This is a genomic window from Pseudomonas sp. H3_A02 (genome assembly GCF_054671965.1).
This window is the reverse complement of record NZ_CP162807.1, coordinates 2,511,501-2,530,791: the sequence shown is the minus strand read 5'-3', so window position 1 is coordinate 2,530,791 and position 19,291 is coordinate 2,511,501. Positions and strand designations below refer to the sequence as shown.

At 60.3% G+C, this 19,291-nt stretch carries 14 protein-coding genes; 11 read left to right on the top strand and 3 right to left on the bottom strand.

The window, feature by feature from the left end; translation table 11 throughout:
• Positions 1-205: 205 nt before the first annotated feature.
• Both AB4N80_RS11120 and AB4N80_RS11115 read right to left on the bottom strand, forming a co-directional pair.
• Complete coding sequence (locus tag AB4N80_RS11120; protein ID WP_122566532.1) at positions 206-1,600, bottom strand: PhoH family protein; 1,395 nt, start codon at positions 1,598-1,600, stop codon at positions 206-208.
• 336 nt (positions 1,601-1,936) lie between these two features.
• Positions 1,937-3,061, bottom strand: a complete 1,125-nt coding sequence (locus AB4N80_RS11115) for a polysaccharide deacetylase family protein (protein ID WP_122566533.1) — start codon at positions 3,059-3,061, stop codon at positions 1,937-1,939.
• A gap of 308 nt (positions 3,062-3,369) precedes the next feature.
• On the opposite strand from AB4N80_RS11115, the gene yaaA reads away from it, so the two are divergent.
• Complete coding sequence (gene yaaA, locus AB4N80_RS11110; RefSeq protein WP_122566534.1) at positions 3,370-4,149, top strand: peroxide stress protein YaaA; 780 nt, start codon at positions 3,370-3,372, stop codon at positions 4,147-4,149.
• Positions 4,150-4,233: 84 nt separating this feature from the next.
• Here yaaA and AB4N80_RS11105 read toward each other — a convergent pair whose 3' ends face one another.
• The gene (locus AB4N80_RS11105) at positions 4,234-4,488 is read right to left on the bottom strand and encodes a hypothetical protein (protein ID WP_163006757.1); all 255 of its coding nucleotides are present in this window, start codon (positions 4,486-4,488) and stop codon (positions 4,234-4,236) included.
• 472 nt (positions 4,489-4,960) lie between these two features.
• Here AB4N80_RS11105 and AB4N80_RS11100 point away from each other — a divergent pair, with 472 nt between their 5' ends.
• The 10 genes from AB4N80_RS11100 to AB4N80_RS11055 all read left to right on the top strand — a co-directional run bounded on the left by AB4N80_RS11100 (position 4,961) and on the right by AB4N80_RS11055 (position 19,280).
• Entirely contained in the window at positions 4,961-6,277 is a 1,317-nt protein-coding gene (locus tag AB4N80_RS11100; RefSeq protein WP_122566535.1) for a nucleotide sugar dehydrogenase, read from the top strand.
• 100 nt (positions 6,278-6,377) lie between these two features.
• Positions 6,378-7,859, top strand: a complete 1,482-nt coding sequence (gene alg8, locus AB4N80_RS11095; RefSeq protein WP_436278738.1) for a mannuronan synthase — start codon at positions 6,378-6,380, stop codon at positions 7,857-7,859.
• Positions 7,860-7,894: 35 nt separating this feature from the next.
• On the top strand, positions 7,895-9,064 hold the full coding sequence (locus AB4N80_RS11090) for an alginate biosynthesis protein Alg44 (protein ID WP_122566537.1): 1,170 nt from the start codon (positions 7,895-7,897) through the stop codon (positions 9,062-9,064).
• Positions 9,065-9,073: 9 nt separating this feature from the next.
• Complete coding sequence (gene algK / locus AB4N80_RS11085) at positions 9,074-10,585, top strand: alginate biosynthesis TPR repeat lipoprotein AlgK (RefSeq protein WP_122566538.1); 1,512 nt, start codon at positions 9,074-9,076, stop codon at positions 10,583-10,585.
• A 5-nt stretch (positions 10,586-10,590) separates the two neighbouring features.
• Positions 10,591-12,081 (top strand): alginate export family protein, encoded by a 1,491-nt coding sequence (locus tag AB4N80_RS11080; protein WP_122566554.1) that lies wholly within the window; start codon positions 10,591-10,593, stop codon positions 12,079-12,081.
• A gap of 26 nt (positions 12,082-12,107) precedes the next feature.
• Entirely contained in the window at positions 12,108-13,697 is a 1,590-nt protein-coding gene (algG, locus tag AB4N80_RS11075) for a mannuronan 5-epimerase AlgG (RefSeq protein WP_305468349.1), read from the top strand.
• 11 nt (positions 13,698-13,708) lie between these two features.
• A complete protein-coding gene (locus tag AB4N80_RS11070) occupies positions 13,709-15,160 on the top strand; it encodes an alginate O-acetyltransferase (RefSeq protein ID WP_122566540.1) in 1,452 nt (483 codons plus the stop codon).
• 11 nt (positions 15,161-15,171) lie between these two features.
• Positions 15,172-16,308: a mannuronate-specific alginate lyase gene (locus AB4N80_RS11065; protein ID WP_122566541.1), complete on the top strand. Its 1,137-nt coding sequence runs from the start codon at positions 15,172-15,174 to the stop codon at positions 16,306-16,308.
• Positions 16,309-16,527: 219 nt separating this feature from the next.
• Positions 16,528-18,093 carry an MBOAT family O-acyltransferase gene (locus AB4N80_RS11060; protein ID WP_122566542.1) on the top strand — a complete coding sequence of 522 codons (1,566 nt, stop codon included), beginning with the start codon at positions 16,528-16,530 and terminating at the stop codon, positions 18,091-18,093.
• 11 nt (positions 18,094-18,104) lie between these two features.
• A complete protein-coding gene (locus tag AB4N80_RS11055; RefSeq protein ID WP_305468352.1) occupies positions 18,105-19,280 on the top strand; it encodes an alginate O-acetyltransferase in 1,176 nt (391 codons plus the stop codon).
• Positions 19,281-19,291 lie beyond the last annotated feature (11 nt).

The window sequence follows — 19,291 nt, the reverse complement described above, 5'->3', positions numbered from 1 at the left end:
GGCTGATTGTCGCACCCACTTGCGCCCTGGATTCGGAAGTCACCGCAAAAACCCTGTGGGAGCGAGCTTGCTCGCGATCGCGGTGTATCAGATAAAAATATTTGGCTGACACACCGCTATCGCGAGCAAGCTCGCTCCCACAGGGGGTTATTTATCGGGCACCAAAAACCGGGCGACCTTGAGGTCGCCCGGTTGTGATGGTCAGTTACAGATGCGATTCGGCGTATTCGGCCAGGATCGAGCGCGGTACGCCCTGCAGGGTGATGTGGACCCCGTTGGGGAAGTCCTTGAAACGTTCGGTCAGGTAGGTCAGCCCGGAGCTGGTCGCGGACAGGTAAGGGGTGTCGATCTGCGCCAGGTTACCCAGGCACACCACTTTGGAACCGGCACCGGCACGGGTGATGATGGTTTTCATCTGGTGCGGGGTCAGGTTCTGGCATTCGTCGATCAGGATCAGGCTCTGCTGGAAGCTGCGCCCGCGAATGTAGTTAAGGGATTTGAACTGCAACGGCACTTTGCTCAGGATGTAGTCGACGCTGCCATGGGTGCTTTCGTCATCCATGTGCAAGGCTTCGAGGTTATCGGTGATCGCCCCCAGCCACGGCTCCATTTTTTCCGCCTCGGTGCCGGGCAGGAAACCGATTTCCTGGTCCAGGCCCTGCACGCTGCGGGTGGCGATGATACGCCGGTAGCGTTTGCTGACCATGGTCTGCTCGATGGCGGCGGCCAGGGCCAGGATGGTCTTACCGGAACCGGCGGCCCCGGACAGGTTGACCAGGTGGATATCGGGGTCGAGCAAGGCGAACAGGGCCAGGCTCTGGTAGATGTCACGAGGCTTGAGGCCCCAGGCTTCCTGGTGCAGCAGCGGTTCCTGGTGCAGGTCGAGGATCAGCAGTTTGTCGACATGGATTTCCTTGATCCAGCCGACGAAGCCTTGTTCGTCGATGATGAACTCGTTGATGTGCACGGCCGGCAGGTTGTCGATCAGTTGCACCTGGTGCCAGGTGCGACCATGGTCCTGGCGGGTCTCGACCTTGCTCACACGGTCCCAGAATGAGCCGGTCATGGTGTGGTAGCCGTTGGGCAACAGCGAAACGTCGTCGACCAGTTGGTCGGTGCTGTAGTCCTCCGCCGCGATCCCGCAGGCGCGGGCCTTGAGGCGCATGTTGATGTCTTTGGTCACCAACACCACGGCCTGGTCCTTGTTGCGCGCGTGCAGGTCGATCAACTGGTTGATGATGATGTTGTCGTTCAGGTGTTCAGGCAGCACCAGATTGGGTTCGGTGCGCTTGCTCATCAGGATCGAAAGCAGGCCCTTGGGACCACTCTTGCCGCGCTGGATCGGCACGCCGAGTTCAACGTCTTCCGGGGAGGCATCACCCAAGGTCTTGTCGATCAGACGGATCGCCTGCCGGCATTCGGCCGCAACGCTGTGGTGTCCGCTCTTGAGCTTGTCCAGCTCCTCAAGCACGGTCATCGGGATGGCAACGTGGTGTTCTTCGAAGTTCAGGAGCGCGTTTGGATCGTGGATCAATACGTTGGTATCGAGTACATAGAGGATTGGCTGGTTGGAGGAAAGGCTACGTCCGTGGTCATCCATACTCGGTCACCTATGTGGGGGCCATTCGACGCAATACCTTGACAGTGCTGCGCCTCGAGGTAGCCACCGAATTCACCCGCGAGGATTCAGGTGAACTGCACACAATCTGGGTCTTGGAAGACGCCACCTGTGTTGCAGGTTTCGGCGGTCTGACTTCTTGATACTCCAAAAACCATGACAGGAAAAAGCACTTTGACGCTTTTTTGAAGTTTATTTTTCAGAGTGACGAATAACCCTTGGCGTACCGCCATTGCACCGTTAAAGTCGGAAGTCCGGTTGTCATGAATGTGTCCCGGTTTTTCCTCCTTCCCCAATGTTTCCGGGCCTTTGCCGGTTTCAGCGAAACGCCTCCTGACAGTCAGCCCAACCGATCCCGCTCTGCGCCGTCTGCGCCATGAGCCAGGGCACCGCCGTTTTCACCCCATCCTGCTTGGCGTTGAAATTGATCACCCCGTGGCGCCACAACAGCATCAGGGTCAGCACACGCTGGGCGCTTTGCTCAGGCTTGAGCCGATTGCCGCTGTCCTGGGGGTCGATATCCCACAACGCCACCTGCAAGCCCTGCTGCCGGAAAAACCCTTCGGCATCGCCACGACGCTGGCCTTGGGGCGGGCGGAACAGCGGCACATAATTCTCGGGCAGCTTGCCCTTGACCAGCTCGACACTGCGCCGGACCGAGTCTTGCCAGTCCTGCCAATGGCTGTGGGAACGAAACTCCCAGCCCTGCACACCCACGCACTGTCCGGCATACAACATCTGAAGACTGTTGGCCGAGCGCTCTTCCAGTCGCGCCTGGATGTCCTTGCCCAGCACGAAGAAGGTGCCGTTCATGTTCGCCTTGCGCAGGTAGTCGGTCAGCCACGAGGTGTTGTCCGGCACAACGTTGGCAGCGCTGTCGAAGGTCAGCAGGAACAGCCGGTCGTTCATGTCCTCGCCGTTGCGCTCGTAATCACCGAAACGGGCGATTTCACTGCTGGTTTGCGGAAAAAGCGCGGCTTTACGCAGTAGTTCATCGCGGTATTGGGTATGAAAGATCTGGCTCGGTGCCGCCCACTTGATGTAGTAGGAATTGTCATCCAGATGGAACCTGCGGGCCTCTTCGCGCAGGGTCGCCATGTCCTCGACCAGATAACAGAAGGACGCATCCTGATCGCAACTGCGCTGGGCAAAGTTGTAGTTGGTCAACAGCCGCTGCCACAGCCGTGCGCGTAGGGCATCAATCGCGGCCATATTGACCGTGCGCAGCCCCAGGTACTGCTTGAGCGCGATTTCGTCCATGGCATCGACGTCCAGCAACCCCCGGGCGAACATCAGGATCTCGGCCCGCGAGGCCACATCGAACAGCGTCGGGCTGGTGAGTTGTTCCGGCCAGGTGCTGCGGTCCAGGGTGGCGACGTCGTTGGGCGCGGCACTGGCGCCCAGGCTCAACAACCAGGCCAATAACAGAAGGGCGATACGCAAAAGGGATGTCTCCATAACGAAACCCGCGCGGCATCATAGCCGATCCTGGTGTAATCCCCTTGTGATCAGCGGACTTGGGGAGCAGTCCTGTGGGAGCAAAGCTTGCTCGCGATGCAGGCGACACGGTCCATCTGCAAGACTGCGCCATCGTTCATCGCGAGCAAGCTTTGCTCCCACAGACTTTGCTCCCACACCTCCCTTACCAAAAATGCCCGTCAATACTCGCCCATCCATCACCTATCACCCCAATAGCTGGAGTCCACCCGGACAACCCCCTAGAATCGCCGCACCTTCAAGGAGACGATTGCATGCTGATGGTGATTTCCCCCGCCAAGACCCTCGACTACGAAACACCGCCGGCTACCGCGCGTTTTACCCAGCCGCAGTACCTGGATCATTCCCAGGAACTGATCGAACAGCTGCGCGAACTCTCGCCGGCACAGATCAGCGAGTTGATGCACGTCTCCGACAAGATCGGCGGCCTCAATGCCGCGCGATTCGGCAGCTGGACGCCGGCGTTCACCCCGGCCAACGCCAAGCAGGCGCTGCTGGCCTTCAAGGGCGATGTGTACACGGGCCTGGATGCGCAAAGCTTTGGCGAAGCCGATTTCGACTATGCCCAGCAACACTTGCGCATGCTCTCCGGTCTTTACGGCCTGCTGCGGCCATTGGACCTGATGCAGCCCTATCGCCTGGAGATGGGCACGAAGCTGGCCAATGCCCGGGGCAAGGACCTGTATGCCTTCTGGGGCACACGCATCAGCGAATGGCTGAACGAAGCCCTGGCCGAACAAGGCGACGACGTACTGCTGAACCTGGCGTCCAATGAGTACTTTTCGGCGGTCAAGCGCAGCGCATTGAAAGCGCGCGTCATCGATACCGAATTCCGCGACTTGAAAAATGGCCAGTACAAGATCATCAGCTTCTACGCCAAAAAAGCCCGGGGCCTGATGAGTCGCTTCGTCATTGAAGAACGCATCAACGACCCTGCGGCACTCCGCCAATTCGATGTGCAGGGCTACTGCTTCAACGCACAACAGTCGAGCCAGGACAAACTGGTGTTCTTGCGCGATCACGCTCCCGAATAAGGCATAACCTTATATCGCTCTCTGATCAGGGGCTTCGATCAAGCCCCGATCTGTCATCTTAGTTCCCCACCTGTTTCGCCAGTTTCATGACGCCAATAAATCGGCCCACTCCCCCGCTAACTTTTCTTTCACTCGACACTCGTCAGTTTTTTGCGTAGTGGCACCAAAAATTTTTATCGGTAGTGGCACAAAACTATCCCCCCCTCCTAACTCCCCATTAATAAAGGATGAAACGGCAAGTGCCATCATATTGAGGGCAGTGCCATCTTCGATAATATTTCGAAAAATTTCGAAAATCGCGATGAGCGGATCGGAACTATGTGAAATTGCACGGCTCATACCACCCGTAACGATTCTCACGGAGCGTGTAAGAGAAGACTTACATAGGCCGTCGATCCAAGTAACCAAGTTGTCATGGCAATTTAGCGAAACGGTCGCCTATTTGGATCCATCTTATAAAGGACAGGAGATAACGCACCATTACTATCCCCTACAAGGCCAAGGCTGCGCCCCTATAACGTGCTCACCCGAGCACACAAGCTTCTGATTTTGTGGGCTTTTTGCCAGGAGTCGGAAGTGAAGGACCTTTGCACGAGCGTTCCCGATAACGAGGACTGGCTGCATAACAGGGCAGGTCATAACAACTAGGCCACATTGCGCACAACTTGAGTGCATTTATTTAGACACTCGGAACTTAGTATGCCTGCACACGGCATTGTGGCGCCTGCATTCCACACTTCCGAGTGCACTATGACCGCTGAACACTATTAACTCCGGCCATTTAATGGCGTGAAAAACAGAGGGAAATGCGATGCGCATTAGCATATTTGGTTTGGGTTACGTCGGTGCAGTATGTGCCGGTTGCCTGTCTGCACGGGGCCATGACGTAGTTGGCGTAGATGTCGCCAAAGACAAAATCGACATGATCAACGCCGGCAAATCGCCCATCGTTGAACCGGGTCTTGGCGAGCTATTGGCGCAAGGCATTCAAACAGGTCGACTGCGCGGTACTACCAACTTCGCCGAAGCCATTCGCGATACTGACTTGTCGATGATTTGCGTCGGTACACCGAGCAAAAAGAACGGCGACCTGGAACTGAACTACATCGAGGCCGTGTGCCGCGAGATCGGTTTTGTCCTGCGTGACAAGACCACCCGCCACACCATCGTCGTACGCAGCACCGTGTTGCCGGGTACCGTGGCAAACGTTGTCATCCCGATCCTGGAAGACTGCTCCGGCAAGAAAGCCGGCGTCGATTTCGGTGTCGCGGTGAACCCTGAGTTCCTGCGCGAAAGCACCGCGATCAAAGACTACGACCAGCCGCCAATGACCGTTATCGGTGAGTTCGACACCGCCTCCGGTGACGTTCTGCAGTCGCTGTACGAAGAGCTCGACGCGCCGATCATCCGCAAGGACATCGCCGTCGCCGAGATGATCAAGTACACCTGCAACGTGTGGCACGCCACCAAGGTGACCTTCGCCAACGAGATCGGCAACATCGCCAAGGCCGTCGGTGTCGATGGTCGTGAAGTGATGGACGTGGTCTGCCAGGACAAGACCCTGAACCTGTCCCAGTACTACATGCGCCCAGGCTTCGCTTTCGGCGGTTCCTGCCTGCCCAAGGACGTTCGCGCCCTGACCTACCGCGCCGGCGCCCTGGACGTGCAAGCGCCGCTGCTCAACTCGCTGATGCGCAGCAACGAGTCCCAGGTGCAGAACGCCTTCGACATCGTTTCCAGCCACGACAAGCGCAAAGTCGCCCTGCTGGGTCTGAGCTTCAAGGCCGGCACCGACGACCTGCGTGAAAGCCCGCTGGTGGAACTGGCGGAAATGCTGATCGGCAAGGGTTTCGACCTGAAGATCTACGACAGCAACGTCGAATACGCCCGCGTCCACGGTGCGAACAAGGATTACATCGAGTCGAAGATTCCTCACGTCTCGTCCTTGCTCAACGCCGACTTCGACTCGGTGATCGACAGCTCCGACATCATCATCCTGGGTAACCGCGACGAGAAGTTCCGCGCGCTGACCGAAAACGTACCGGAAGGCAAGCAGGTCATCGACCTGGTCGGCTTCATGTCCAAGGCCTCCAACCCGAGTGGCCGGACCGAAGGCATCTGCTGGTAAGTCTGTTTGCCGGCCGGGGCATGCCTCGGCCGGCCTTTCGCCTGCCTTAACCCATCGGGCCGCCCACAAGGCCCGCCCGAGATAGAGACGGATGCAGATTATGCACAGGCTAAAGCACGGCCTGCTTCAGGCCGCCGGTTGGCTGTTTTACTTGAGTTTATTGATGGGCATCGCCATGGCGCTGCCCACGTCCACGTTCGACTCCGAATCCAAGGACTTCATTTTCCTGATCGGCGCCGTGGGCATCTGGCGTTACTCCATGGGAGCAACGCATTTCGTGCGCGGCATGATCTTCCTGTACATCGTCTACCCACACCTGCGCCGCAAGGTCCGCAAGCTGGGCAAGGCGGCGGATCCGTCCCACGTGTACCTGATGGTCACCAGCTTTCGGATCGACGCGCTGACCACTGCACAAGTGTATGGCTCGGTGATCCGCGAGGCCATCGACTGCGAGCTGCCCACCACCGTGGTCTGCTCCATCGTGGAAATGTCCGACGAACTGTTGGTCAAGAGCCTCTGGGCCCGCATGAACCCGCCAGAACGGGTCAAGCTGGACTTCGTGCGTATCCCAGGCACCGGCAAGCGTGACGGCTTGGCCTACGGCTTCCGCGCCATCTCCCGCCACCTGCCGGACGATCGCGCCGTGGTCGCCGTGATCGATGGCGACACCGTGCTCGCCGAAGGCGTCGTGCGCAAGACCGTGCCGTGGTTCCAGCTGTTCGGCAATGTCGGCGGCCTGACCACCAACGAGTTCTGCGAAGTGCGCGGCGGCTACATCATGAGCGAGTGGCACAAGCTGCGCTTCGCCCAGCGTCACATCAACATGTGCTCCATGGCCTTGTCCAAGCGCGTGCTGACCATGACCGGGCGGATGTCGGTGTTCCGCGCCACCGTGGTCACCAACCCGGACTTCATCGCCGACGTGGAAAGCGACTCGCTGCAACACTGGCGCCTGGGTCGCTTCAAGTTCCTGACCGGCGATGACAAGTCGAGCTGGTTCAGCCTGATGCGCCTGGGCTACGACACGTTCTACGTGCCCGATGCGGCGATCAACACCGTCGAGCATCCGCCGGAGAAGAGCTTCATCAAGGCCAGCCGCAAGCTGATGTTTCGCTGGTACGGCAACAACCTGCGGCAGAACTCCCGGGCACTGGGCCTGGGCATGCGCCGTCTGGGCCTGTTCACCTCGGTGGTGCTGTTCGACCAGCGGGTGTCGATGTGGACCTCGCTGCTTGGCCTGACCGTGGCACTGATCGCCAGCTTCAAGTACGGCACCGCGTTCATCTTGGTGTACCTGCTGTGGATCGGCATCACCCGGTTCCTGCTGACCCTGCTGCTGTCGTGCTCCGGACACCGGATCGGCCCTGCCTACCCGGCGATCCTCTATTACAACCAGATCGTCGGTGCCCTGGTGAAGATCTACGTGTTCTTCCGCCTCGACCAACAGTCCTGGACTCGCCAGCCCACCCACCTGACCCGTGATCTCGCCAGCTTTCAACGTTGGTTCAACACTTGGTCGTCTCGGACCATGACCTTCTCCGCCGGCAGCATTTTTGTCGCCGTGCTGCTGACGATGGTCTGACCGGACTTGAATGAATTAACCAGGAAATCGCCCCTATGAACACCGCCGTGAATGTCAACGTAGTGCATGAATCCGAAGCCCAGCGCCAACACGCCCGGGTCAAAATCCCGGCCAAGCTGCGCTTCTTCGGTCCCGACCGCACGCCCATGGAAGTCAAGGTCCTGGACCTGTCCGCCGGTGGGCTGTGCTTCAACGCCGGCCAACTGCCGCTCAAGGTTGGCGAGACCTACAAGGCTCGCCTGCAGTTCGTGATCGACAACCTTGGCCTGGCCATGGACGTGGAATTGCAGATCCGTTCCTACGACCGCCAGACCGGCCGCACCGGTTGCCAGTTCCAGAACCTGGAGCCACGTGACATCTCGACCCTGCGTCACATCATCACCTCGCACCTGGCCGGCGACATCGTCGGTGTCGGCGACGTGCTGGCGACCCTGCAACGCGACAACTTCACCAAGGCTCGCAAGCAGAAAGACGAAAACGGTGGCATGAGTGCCTTCGGTCGCCTGCGCGCCGTGACCTTCAGCCTGGGGATCTTCATCGTTGGCCTGGCGGCGTTCGGTTTCATCTTCAAGTCGGTGTACGGCATGTACTTCGTCAGCCACGCCCAGGCAGGCCTGGTGAACGTACCGGGCATGGCCATCACCATGCCGCGCGACGGCACCGTGCAGAGCCTGGTCAAAGCCGATGGCGTTGCCGCCAAGGGCGCTCCGCTGGCGACCTTCAGCACCAGCATGCTCGATGTGCTCAAGGGTCACCTGGACGACAACCAGTTGCAGCCGGCCAAGGTCGAGGAGCTGTTCGGCAAGCAGATGACCGGCACCCTGACCTCCCCATGCGACTGCATCGTGTCCCAGCAACTGGTCGCCAACGGACAATACGCCAGCAAGGGTGACGTGATCTTCCAACTGGTTCCACGGGGCACCGAAGCCAACGTCGAAGCGCGCTTCTCCTATCGCCAGTTCGGCGACGTGCGCCCAGGCACGCCGGTCAGCTTCCAGGTCGCCGGCGAAGACACCACCCGTACCGGCAAGATCGTCAGCAGCACCAGCCTGAAAAGTGCCGACCTGTCCTCCGATATCCGTGTGCTGATCCAGCCTGACGAACCCCTGGACAGCTCGCTCGCCGGCCGTCCGGTAGAAGTCACCAGCGACCGTGGCCCGAACCTGAACTGGCTGATCGACAAAGCCATGGCCGTCGGTATTTAAGTCGAGGATATGCCCGTGATCACTCCACAAAACAACAATGCACCGCATTCCCTGTGGGAGCGAGCTTGCTCGCGATGGGATCGACGCGGTCTGTCTGGTACACCGAGCGGCCTGCTTCGCGAGCAAGCTCGCTCCCACACGGGGTATGCATTGTGTGCACTGGCGCTGGCGATCGGCCTCAGCGGTTGCGCAGGCCTGCCCGACCAGCGCCTGGCCAACGAAGCCCTCAAGCGCGGCGACACGGCGTTGGCGCAGCAGAACTACCAGCAACTGGCCGACCTGGGCTACAGCGAGGCCCAGGTCGGCCTGGCCGACATCCAGGTGGACAGCCGCGACCCCGAGCAGATGAAAAAAGCCGAGGCGACTTACCGCGCTGCGGCCGATATCTCGCCACGGGCCCAGGCGCGCCTGGGTCGCCTGCTGGTGGCCAAGCCCGGTTCCACCGAAGCGGAAAAACACGAAGCCGAAGGCCTGTTGAAGAAAGCCTTCGCCAATGGCGAAGGCAACACCCTGATCCCGCTGGCAATGCTGTACCTGCAATATCCCCACAGCTTCCCGAACGTCAACGCCCAGCAGCAGATCAGCCAATGGCGCAGCGCCGGCTACCCGGAAGCGGGCCTGGCGCAGATTCTGCTCTACCGCACCCAGGGCACCTACGACCAGCACCTGGATGAAGTCGAGAAGGTCTGCAAGGCCGCGCTGGCGACCACGGACATCTGCTACGTCGAACTGGCCACGGTCTATCAGAAACGCGGCCAGCCGGAACAACAGGCCCAATTGCTCAAGCAGATGCAGGACGGTCACGCCCGTGGCGTCGTGTCCGCCCAGCGCGTGGACAGCGTCGCCCGTGTCCTGGCCGATGCCAGCCTGGGCAAGACCGACGAAAAGACCGCCCAGTCGTTGCTCGAAGGCATCGCCCCCGGCTACCCCGCTGCCTGGGTCAGCCTGGCGCAACTGCTCTACGACTTCCCGGAACTGGGTGACGTCGACAAGATGATGCAATACCTGGAAAACGGCCGCGCCGCCGACCAGTCGCGCGCCGAGCTGTTGCTGGGCAAGCTTTACTACGAAGGCAAGTGGGTCCCGGCCGATGCCAAGGCCGCCGAGGCGCATTTCCAGAAAGCCGTTGGCCGCGAAGTAGCCGCCGATTACTACCTCGGCCAGATCTATCGCCGCGGTTACCTGGGCCAGGTGTACTCGCAAAAAGCCCTGGACCACCTGCTCAAGGCCGCCCGCAACGGCCAGAACAGCGCCGACTTCGCCATTGCCCAGCTGTTCTCCCAGGGCAAGGGCACCAAGCCCAACCCGGTCAATGCTTATGTGTTCAGCCAGTTGGCCAAGGCGCAGAACACCCCGCAAGCCATCGAGCTTGCCCAAACCCTCGAAGCACAATTACCGCCGCAGCAACTTGCACAAGCGCAACGCCTGCTACAACAAGAGCAGGCCATTCGCGGCGCAATGAGCCCCGATACGCTGGAACTGCAAGCCCTAAAAGAAGATGACGGCGAGGAACCTCTATGAAGCTTTTGAAGCTCAATCCTTTTGTACAGGCTGGTATTGGCCTGTCGTTTGCCCTGTTGTGGTCCAGCCCGAGCCTGGCGGCCCTGACTGACACCAAGAACTTCGGCCTGGAAGTGAAGATCACCGGCCAGTCCGAAGACGACCGCGACCTCGGCACCCAGAGCGGTGGCGACGTTAACGGTGTCGGCCTGGACCTGCGTCCGTGGGTCTACGGTGAAAGCGAAAGCGGCGCCTGGAGCGCCTACGCCATGGCCCAGGCCGTGACGTCCAGCGACATCATCGAAACCGACACCCTGCAACAATCCGACGGCGCCACCCAAGAAACCGACAGCGGCGATCGCGAAGCCAAGAAAAGCTACCTGGCCATGCGCGAGTTCTGGATCGGCTACCGCGGCCTGACCCCCTACCCGGGCGAGCAGTTGAAGTTCGGTCGCCAGCGCCTGCGCAATGACGACGGCCAATGGCGCGACACCAACATCGAAGCCCTGAACTGGACCTTCGACACCACCTTGCTGCGAGCCAACCTCGGCGTGGCCGAACGCTTCAGCGAATACCGCACCGACCTCAAGGAATTGTCCCCCAAGGACAAGGACCGCCTGCACGTCTATGGCGACGTGGGCTACCAGTGGATGCCAGGCCAGTGGGCCGGTATCCGCGCCCACCATTCCCATGACAATGGCAGCCTCGATTACCCGACCCCGGGCGAAGCCACCGATACCCTGGACAAGACCGAGAACGGTGACTTGACCTGGCTGGGCCTGGAAGCCAACAGCGACGCCTACAACTGGCGCAACACCAACACAGTCAACTACTGGGCCAGCCTCACCGGCATGACCGGCGACCGTGACACCGTCAATCCGCTCAACGCCGACGGCACGCGCCCAACAGAAGCCAAGCACAGCGATGACGTGGACGGCTGGGCCACTGACCTGGGTATCCGCCTGCGTCTGGACCCGCAATGGCAAGTCGGTGCGGCCTATGCCCGCGCCAGCGAGGACTACGAACAGAACGGCCTGCAAAGCAACCGCTCGAACTTCACGGGTACCCGCTCGCGCGTGCACCGCTTCGGCGAAGCGTTCCGTGGCGAAATGGCCAACACCCAGAGCGCCAGCCTGTTCGGTTCCTGGCAGCTGCGTGACGAATACGACGCCAGCCTTGTGTACCACAAGTTTTGGCGCGTGGACGGCAACAAGCCGGTGGGCAGCAACGGCATCAACGCCGTGGAAAACAACACCGACGACGTGACCGGCGCAATCCTGTCCACCTCGTCCCTGCCACTGCGCGACGGTAACAAGGACCTTGGCCAGGAAGTCGACTTGGTCGTCACCAAGTACTTCAAGCAAGGCCTGCTGCCGGCCGCGCTGAGTCAGTCCATAGATGAGCCGTCGGCGCTGGTGCGCTTTCGTGGCGGCGTGTTCAAGCCAGGCGACGCCTACGGCAAAGAGGTCGATTCGTACATGCATCGCGCCTTTGTCGACGTGATCTGGCGCTTCTGATGCGAATGGCCATGGGAGTGCCCGATATGAACCGCTACCTCAGGAACAGCCAGGCGATGAAAGGTTCGATCAGCCTGTTGGTCGCAGCGATGCTGCTGACCGGCTCGCCGGCGTTCGCCAACGTTGAACCGGTGGTCAAGCCGGGCAACGTGGTCAAGGAACTGCAACAAGCCAGGACCTACACCGTCAGCAGCGCGCCGACCGCACCGCTGGAGCTGGCCGCGCCGACCCTGCCCGACCTCAAAGGCTATACCGCCGAAGCCGTCGCGGCCAAGATCGTGCGCAGCAAGCCCGGCAAGATCAGCGTGCGCCGGATGATGCAGGAAAATGCCTTGAAGGACTTCATCGGCGGCGACAACAAGATGGCCGAGTGGGTGGTGCGCCAGCGTGGCATCCCTCAGGCCGTCTTCCTTGACGACGGTTACATGAACCTCAAGGACCTGGCCAAGAAAGTCCCTAAGTACGTCATCGAAACTTCGCCAGGTGTGTACCTGGCGAAGATTCCGATCGTGGTCGGCCAGAAGGGCATCCTGGAAATCGACAAGCAGACCCAGGAATTGCGCCTGTCCCAGGAGGGCGGCTCATTCCTGGTCAACGATGGCCGGATGTTCATCCGCGACACCAAGGTCACCGGCTGGCGTGAAAAGGACAACGGCCCCGCCACGTTCCGTTCGCCCAAGGAGTTCCGTCCGTTCCTGCTGTCCTGGGGCGGCACCGAGACTTACATCGTCAATACCAAGATGGCGAGTTTCGGCTACGCCAACAGTAAGTCGTACGGGGTGAGTATTTCCCAGTACACGCCGAACATGGCCAAGGTCCTCAAGCGCCCGGAACCGACCGGCTGGATCATCGGTTCCGAGTTCTCGGACATGTGGTACGGCTTCTACTGCTACGAAACCAACGATTTCGTGGTCAAGGGCAATACCTACAAAGACAACATCGTCTACGGCATCGACCCCCACGACCGTTCCCATCGGCTGATCATTGCCGACAACACCGTCTACGGGACCAAGAAGAAGCACGGGATCATTATTTCCCGTGAGGTCAACGACAGCTTCATTTTCAACAACCGCAGCTACGACAACAAACTCTCGGGCCTGGTGATCGACCGTAACAGCGTAAACAACCTGATCGCCTACAACGAGATCTACAAGAACCACACCGACGGCATCACGCTTTACGAGAGTGGTGACAACCTGCTGTGGGGCAACAAAGTGATCAGCAACCGCCGCCACGGCATCCGGATTCGTAACAGCGTGAACATCCGCCTCTACGAAAACGTGTCCATGGCCAACGGCCTGACCGGTCTCTACGGTCACATCAAGGACCTGTCCGACACCGACCGGGACATCAAGCTCGACCCGTTCGACGCCCAGGTCTCGCTGATCGTGGTCGGTGGCGAACTGGCCGCCAATGGCAGTGGCCCGTTGTCCATCGACTCACCATTGAGCGTTGAGCTGTACCGCGTGTCCATGCTCGCGCCGACCAAATCCAGCGGCATCAGCTTCTCGGGAATCCTCGGCGAGCGCCAGGATGAAATTCTCGACCTGCTGGTGCGCCAGCAGAAAGCCGTGCTGATCGACCCTGTCGAACGCCAGACCGAATTGCGGGACTGAGGATGACCTTTATGAACCCACAGATGATCAAACTCCTGGGCCTGTCCGCGCTGACTGCCGGCATTCTCGCCGCTGCAAGCGGCGCACGCGCCGATGAAATCAAGGCGCCGAGCTTCACCGCCGAACCGTGCTGCAACCTGTGCCCGGCGGCCCATGACGCGAAGAACTACACCACGCGCTACCAGCAGAACTTCACTACGCTGGTGCAGGCTCAGGGCGACTGGCTGTTCCGGACCCAGGAAGACCTGCGCACCGAATTCAACACCACCCCGGCCGGCTACAAGCGCATGCAGCAGTTGCACGATGCGTTCAAGGCAAAAGGCGTCGAGCTGGTGCTTGTCTACCAGCCGACCCGGGGCCTGGTGAACCGCAACAAGCTCAATCCGCAGGAGAAGGCCAGCTTCAATTTTGACAAGGCCCTGACCAACTACAAATCCATGCTCGGCCGTTTCGCCCAGATGGGTTATGTGGTGCCGGACCTGTCGCCGCTGACCAACGAAAACCTGCCCGAGACCCTGCCGGCCCACGATTTCTATTTCCGTGGCGACCAGCACTGGACCCCATACGGCGCCCAGCGCACGGCCAAGATCGTCGCCGAGAAGGTCAAGCAGATTCCGGCTTTCGCCGACATTCCCAAGCGTGAATTCGAGACCAAGAAGTCCGGCCGCATGGGCAAGACCGGCACCCTGCACAACATGGCCGGGCAACTGTGCGGCACCAGCTATGCGATCCAGTACATGGACCAGTTCACCACCGAACCCAAGGGCGAGGCCGGCGACGGCGACCTGTTCAGCGATTCCGGCAACCCGCAGATCACCCTCGTGGGCACCAGTCACAGCGGCAAGAACTACAACTTTGCCGGTTTCCTGCAGGAAGCCATCGGCGCCGACATCCTCAACGTCGCCTTCCCTGGCGGTGGCCTGGAAGGCGCGATGATCCAGTACCTGGGCAGCGAAGAGTTCCAAAAGAACCCGCCGAAAATTCTCATCTGGGAATTCTCCCCGCTGTATCGCCTGGACCAGGAAACCATCTACCGCCAGATGATGGCGCTGCTGGACAACAACGGTTGCGAAGGCAAGCCGGCACTCATGAGCAGCAAGACCGCGCTCAAGCCGGGCAAGAACGAATTGATGGTCAATACCAAGAACATGGATCTGCGTAATGGCAGTCACCAGGTCGACATCCGCTTCACCGACACGTCGGTGAAAACCTTGCAAGCCACCCTCTGGTACATGAATGGGCGCCACGAGGATATCAAGATCGAAAAACCGGATACCTCCGACACCGACGGACGTTTCGCCTTCCAATTGCGCACCGACGAGGACTGGGCTTCGCAAAACCTGCTAGCCGTTGAAGTCCAGGGTCCTGAAGCCGGTAAAGAGCCGCTGCAAATCGAAGCGAAAGTCTGCAAACGCAACGCATCTCCGCAAGCCGGGCAACAAACGGCTCAAATCGGACAATGAGGTCTCGTCTCATGACCAGTACCACGCGCACCCGAACGTTGAAAACGCTGCTGGCGCCCTCCCTGCTGACCCTGGCGCTGTTCGCCGGGGCCACGCAGGCGGCGGCCCCGCTGCGCCCGCCCCAGGGCTACTTCGCACCGATCGAAAAGGTCAAGACCGGCGACGCCGCCAAAGGTTGCGACGCCACGCCGACGCCCTACACCGGTTCCCTGCAATTTCGCAGTAAGTACGAGGGCTCCGACAAGGCCCGCGCGACATTGAACGTACAATCGGAAAAGGCGTTCCGCGACAGCACCGCCGACATCACCAAGATCGAACGTGGCGTCAGCAAGCAAGTCATGCAGTTCATGCGTGACGGCCGCCCCGAGCAACTGGAATGCACGCTGAACTGGCTGACCGCCTGGGCCCAGGCCGATGCGCTGATGTCCAAGGACTTCAACCACACCGGCAAATCCATGCGCAAATGGGCGCTGGGCAGCATGGCTTCGGCCTATGTGCGCTTGAAGTTCTCCGAATCCCGTCCATTGGCCAATCACCCGGAACAGGCGCAACTGATCGAAGGCTGGTTCAGCCGGATGGCCGATCAAGTGGTCAGCGACTGGGACAACCTGCCGCTGGACAAGACCAACAACCATTCCTACTGGGCCGCCTGGTCGGTAATGGCCACCTCCGTGGCAACCAACCGCCGCGACCTGTTCGACTGGGCCGTCAAGGAATACAAGGTCGGCGTCAACCAGGTCGATGCCGACGGTTTCCTGCCCAACGAACTCAAGCGCAAGCAACGCGCCCTGTCCTACCACAACTACGCCCTGCCGCCACTGGCGATGATCGCCAGTTTCGCCCAGGTCAACGGTGTGGACCTGCGCCAGGAAAACAACGGTGCCCTCAAGCGACTGGGTGACCGGGTGCTGGCCGGGGTGAAAGACCCGGAGATCTTCGAAGAGAAAAATGGCGACGAGCAGGACATGAAGGACCTCAAGGTCGATTCGAAATTCGCCTGGCTCGAACCGTTCTGCAGCCTCTACACCTGCTCCGAGGATGTGCTGGAGCGCAAGCATGAAATGCAACCCTTCAAGACCTTCCGCCTCGGCGGGGACTTGACCCGGGTGTATGACCCGTCGCGGGAGAAAGGCGAAAAAGGAAGCTGACACCACATCTCCTGCCTGGCAGGAAACCTGTGGGAGCGAGCTTGCTCGCGATTGCGGTCTGACATTCACCATGGATGTCGACTGACACTCCGTCATCGCGAGCAAGCTCGCTCCCACAGGGAATGTGGTCTGTTTCGAATGCAATAGCCCCCCGGTTTTCACGGGGGGGTTTGGGGGGGCTCTGGCCCTTGACTGTTGATTCAACATGGAGAGATCGGGATGGTATTTTCATCCAACGTGTTCCTGTTCCTGTTCCTGCCGATCTTTCTCGGCTTGTACTACTTGAGCGGGCAACGCTATCGCAACCTGCTGCTGCTCATCGCCAGCTACGTGTTCTATGCCTGGTGGCGGGTGGACTTCCTCGCGCTGTTCGCCGGCGTGACCCTGTGGAACTACTGGATCGGCCTGAAAGTCGGGGCCGCCGGTGTGCGCACCAAACCGGCCCAGCGCTGGCTGTTGCTCGGCGTGGGCGTGGACTTGGCCATCCTGGGCTATTTCAAGTACGCCAACTTCGGCGTGGACAGCCTCAACGCCATCATCACCGGCTTCGGTCTCAACCCGTTCATCCTGACCCACGTGCTGTTGCCGATCGGGATTTCGTTCTACATCTTCGAGTCCATCAGCTACATCATCGACGTCTATCGCGGTGACACCCCGGCGACCCGCAACCTGATCGACTTCGCAGCGTTCGTGGCCATTTTCCCGCACCTGATCGCAGGCCCCGTGTTGCGTTTCCGCGACCTGGCCGACCAGTTCAACAACCGCACCCACACGCTGGACAAATTCTCCGAAGGCTGCACCCGCTTCATGCAGGGTTTCATCAAGAAAGTGTTCATCGCCGACACCCTGGCGGTGGTAGCCGACCATTGCTTCGCCTTGCAGAACCCGACCACGGGCGATGCCTGGCTCGGCGCCCTGGCCTACACCGCGCAGCTGTACTTCGACTTCTCCGGCTACAGCGACATGGCCATCGGCCTGGGCCTGATGATGGGTTTCCGTTTCATGGAAAACTTCAAGCAGCCCTACATCAGCCAGTCGATCACCGAGTTCTGGCGCCGCTGGCACATCAGCTTGTCGACCTGGCTGCGTGACTACCTCTACATCACCCTGGGCGGTAACCGCAAAGGCACGCTGATGACCTATCGCAATCTGTTCCTGACCATGCTGCTCGGTGGTCTGTGGCACGGCGCGAACATCACCTACGTGATCTGGGGTGCCTGGCACGGCATGTGGCTGGCCATCGAAAAAGCGGTGGGTATCGACACCAACCCACGCAGCATCAACCCGATCCGCTGGGCACTGACCTTCCTGCTGGTGGTGATGGGCTGGGTGATTTTCCGCGCCGAGAACCTGCACGTGGCCGGTCGCATGTACAGCGCCATGTTCAGCTTCGGCGACTGGTCGCTGTCGGAACTGACCCGCGCCAACCTCACCGGCCTGCAGATCGCCACGCTGGCGGTAGCCTACGCCACCCTCGCCTTCTTCGGCCTGCGGGACTTCTACACCAACCGTCCGCCAGTCAAGACCAAGCCTGAAGTGACTACCGAGGCCGATGGTCCGGCCACTGCACAACCGGGTCTGATCAAAGCCGCGCCGGGCGAAAATCCGACGAACATTCATGAACCTGGCTACACCGTTGGCGTCGAAGCCCAGGTGCAACCGGCCTACTGGACCGTGGACTGGTCACGCTACGTGATGCGCACCCTGGTGCTGCTGCTGTTCATCGCCTCGATTCTCAAACTCTCGGCGCAAAGCTTCTCGCCGTTCCTTTACTTCCAGTTCTGAGGGATCTGAACATGACCCGCTCATTACGCATCTTTTACATCGCACTGTTCATGCTGATCCTGACAGCGCTGGGTATCTGGTCGATGCGCAGCTTCCTAGGCTTCAGCACCAACCCCGACGCGACCGTGCTCAACGGGCGCTGGGCCAAGGCCGTGGAAACGCACTACGATGAAGAGTTCCCGATCAAGCGCCTGGGCACCAACATCTGGGCCGCGCTGGACTACAAGCTGTTCAACGAGGGCCGCAAAGGCGTGGTCCTGGGCCGCGACCAGTGGCTGTACAGCGACGAAGAGTTCAACCCGATCGTCAACGAAGAGCTGAACCTGCAAGGTAACTACGCCCTGGTCGAAGGCGTGCGCCAGAAGCTCAAGGAACAAGGCATCACCCTGGTCATGGCGATCGTGCCGGCCAAGGCGCGGCTGTACCCCGAGCACCTGGGCGAAGTGAAGCCATCGAGCATTCACACCAACCTCTACCAGGATTTCCATGCTCGCGTGGCGGCCGACAAGATCCTCGCGCCCGACCTGCTCGGCCCGATGCAACAGGCCAAGCAAAGCGGCCAGCAAGTGTTCCTGCGCACCGACACCCACTGGACCCCGGAAGGTGCCCAGGTCGCTGCCGAGAACCTGGCCAAGGCCATTGCCGAACGCACGCCGCTCAACGGTGAGCCGCAGCGCTTCGTCACCGAACCTGCGGAAAAAATCACCCACAAGGGCGACCTGCGCCAGTTTCTGCCGCTGGATCCGCTGTTCGAAAACCTGATGCCAGCCCAGGAACCGCTGGTCAAGCGCAACACTCGCGAAGCCGACGACCAGCCGGCCGGCGACGACGCGCTGTTCGCCGATGCCCAGGTGCCCGTGGCCCTGATCGGCACCAGCTACAGCGCCAACCCTAACTGGAACTTCGTCGGTGCACTCAAGCAAGCCCTGCACAGCGACGTCGTGAACTACGCCGAAGACGGCCACGGCCCGATTCTGCCAATGCTCAGCTACCTCAAGAGCGATGCCTTCAAGAACAGCCCGCCACAGGTGCTGATCTGGGAGTTCCCTGAACGCTATCTGCCCGTGAACAACGAAATCGGCGACGCCGACCCACAGTGGGTCGCAGAGCTCAAGCAAGCCGGCGCTCGCCAACAGAATGTCGCCGCCAACACCCCATCCGAGACGCCCGACCGGGCGCAAAACTGAAAGAGAGGTCC

Coding starts and splice junctions, on each gene's coding strand:
- AB4N80_RS11055 (WP_305468352.1), top strand. CDS start 18,105: ATGACCCGCTCATTACGCATCTTTTACATCGCACTGTTCATGCTGATC.
- AB4N80_RS11105 (WP_163006757.1), bottom strand. CDS start 4,488: ATGAGCCGTGCAATTTCACATAGTTCCGATCCGCTCATCGCGATTTTC.
- AB4N80_RS11090 (WP_122566537.1), top strand. CDS start 7,895: ATGAACACCGCCGTGAATGTCAACGTAGTGCATGAATCCGAAGCCCAG.
- algG (WP_305468349.1), top strand. CDS start 12,108: ATGAACCGCTACCTCAGGAACAGCCAGGCGATGAAAGGTTCGATCAGC.
- AB4N80_RS11060 (WP_122566542.1), top strand. CDS start 16,528: ATGGTATTTTCATCCAACGTGTTCCTGTTCCTGTTCCTGCCGATCTTT.
- yaaA (WP_122566534.1), top strand. CDS start 3,370: ATGCTGATGGTGATTTCCCCCGCCAAGACCCTCGACTACGAAACACCG.
- alg8 (WP_436278738.1), top strand. CDS start 6,378: ATGCACAGGCTAAAGCACGGCCTGCTTCAGGCCGCCGGTTGGCTGTTT.
- AB4N80_RS11070 (WP_122566540.1), top strand. CDS start 13,709: ATGAACCCACAGATGATCAAACTCCTGGGCCTGTCCGCGCTGACTGCC.
- algK (WP_122566538.1), top strand. CDS start 9,074: ATGCCCGTGATCACTCCACAAAACAACAATGCACCGCATTCCCTGTGG.
- AB4N80_RS11120 (WP_122566532.1), bottom strand. CDS start 1,600: ATGGATGACCACGGACGTAGCCTTTCCTCCAACCAGCCAATCCTCTAT.
- AB4N80_RS11100 (WP_122566535.1), top strand. CDS start 4,961: ATGCGCATTAGCATATTTGGTTTGGGTTACGTCGGTGCAGTATGTGCC.
- AB4N80_RS11065 (WP_122566541.1), top strand. CDS start 15,172: ATGACCAGTACCACGCGCACCCGAACGTTGAAAACGCTGCTGGCGCCC.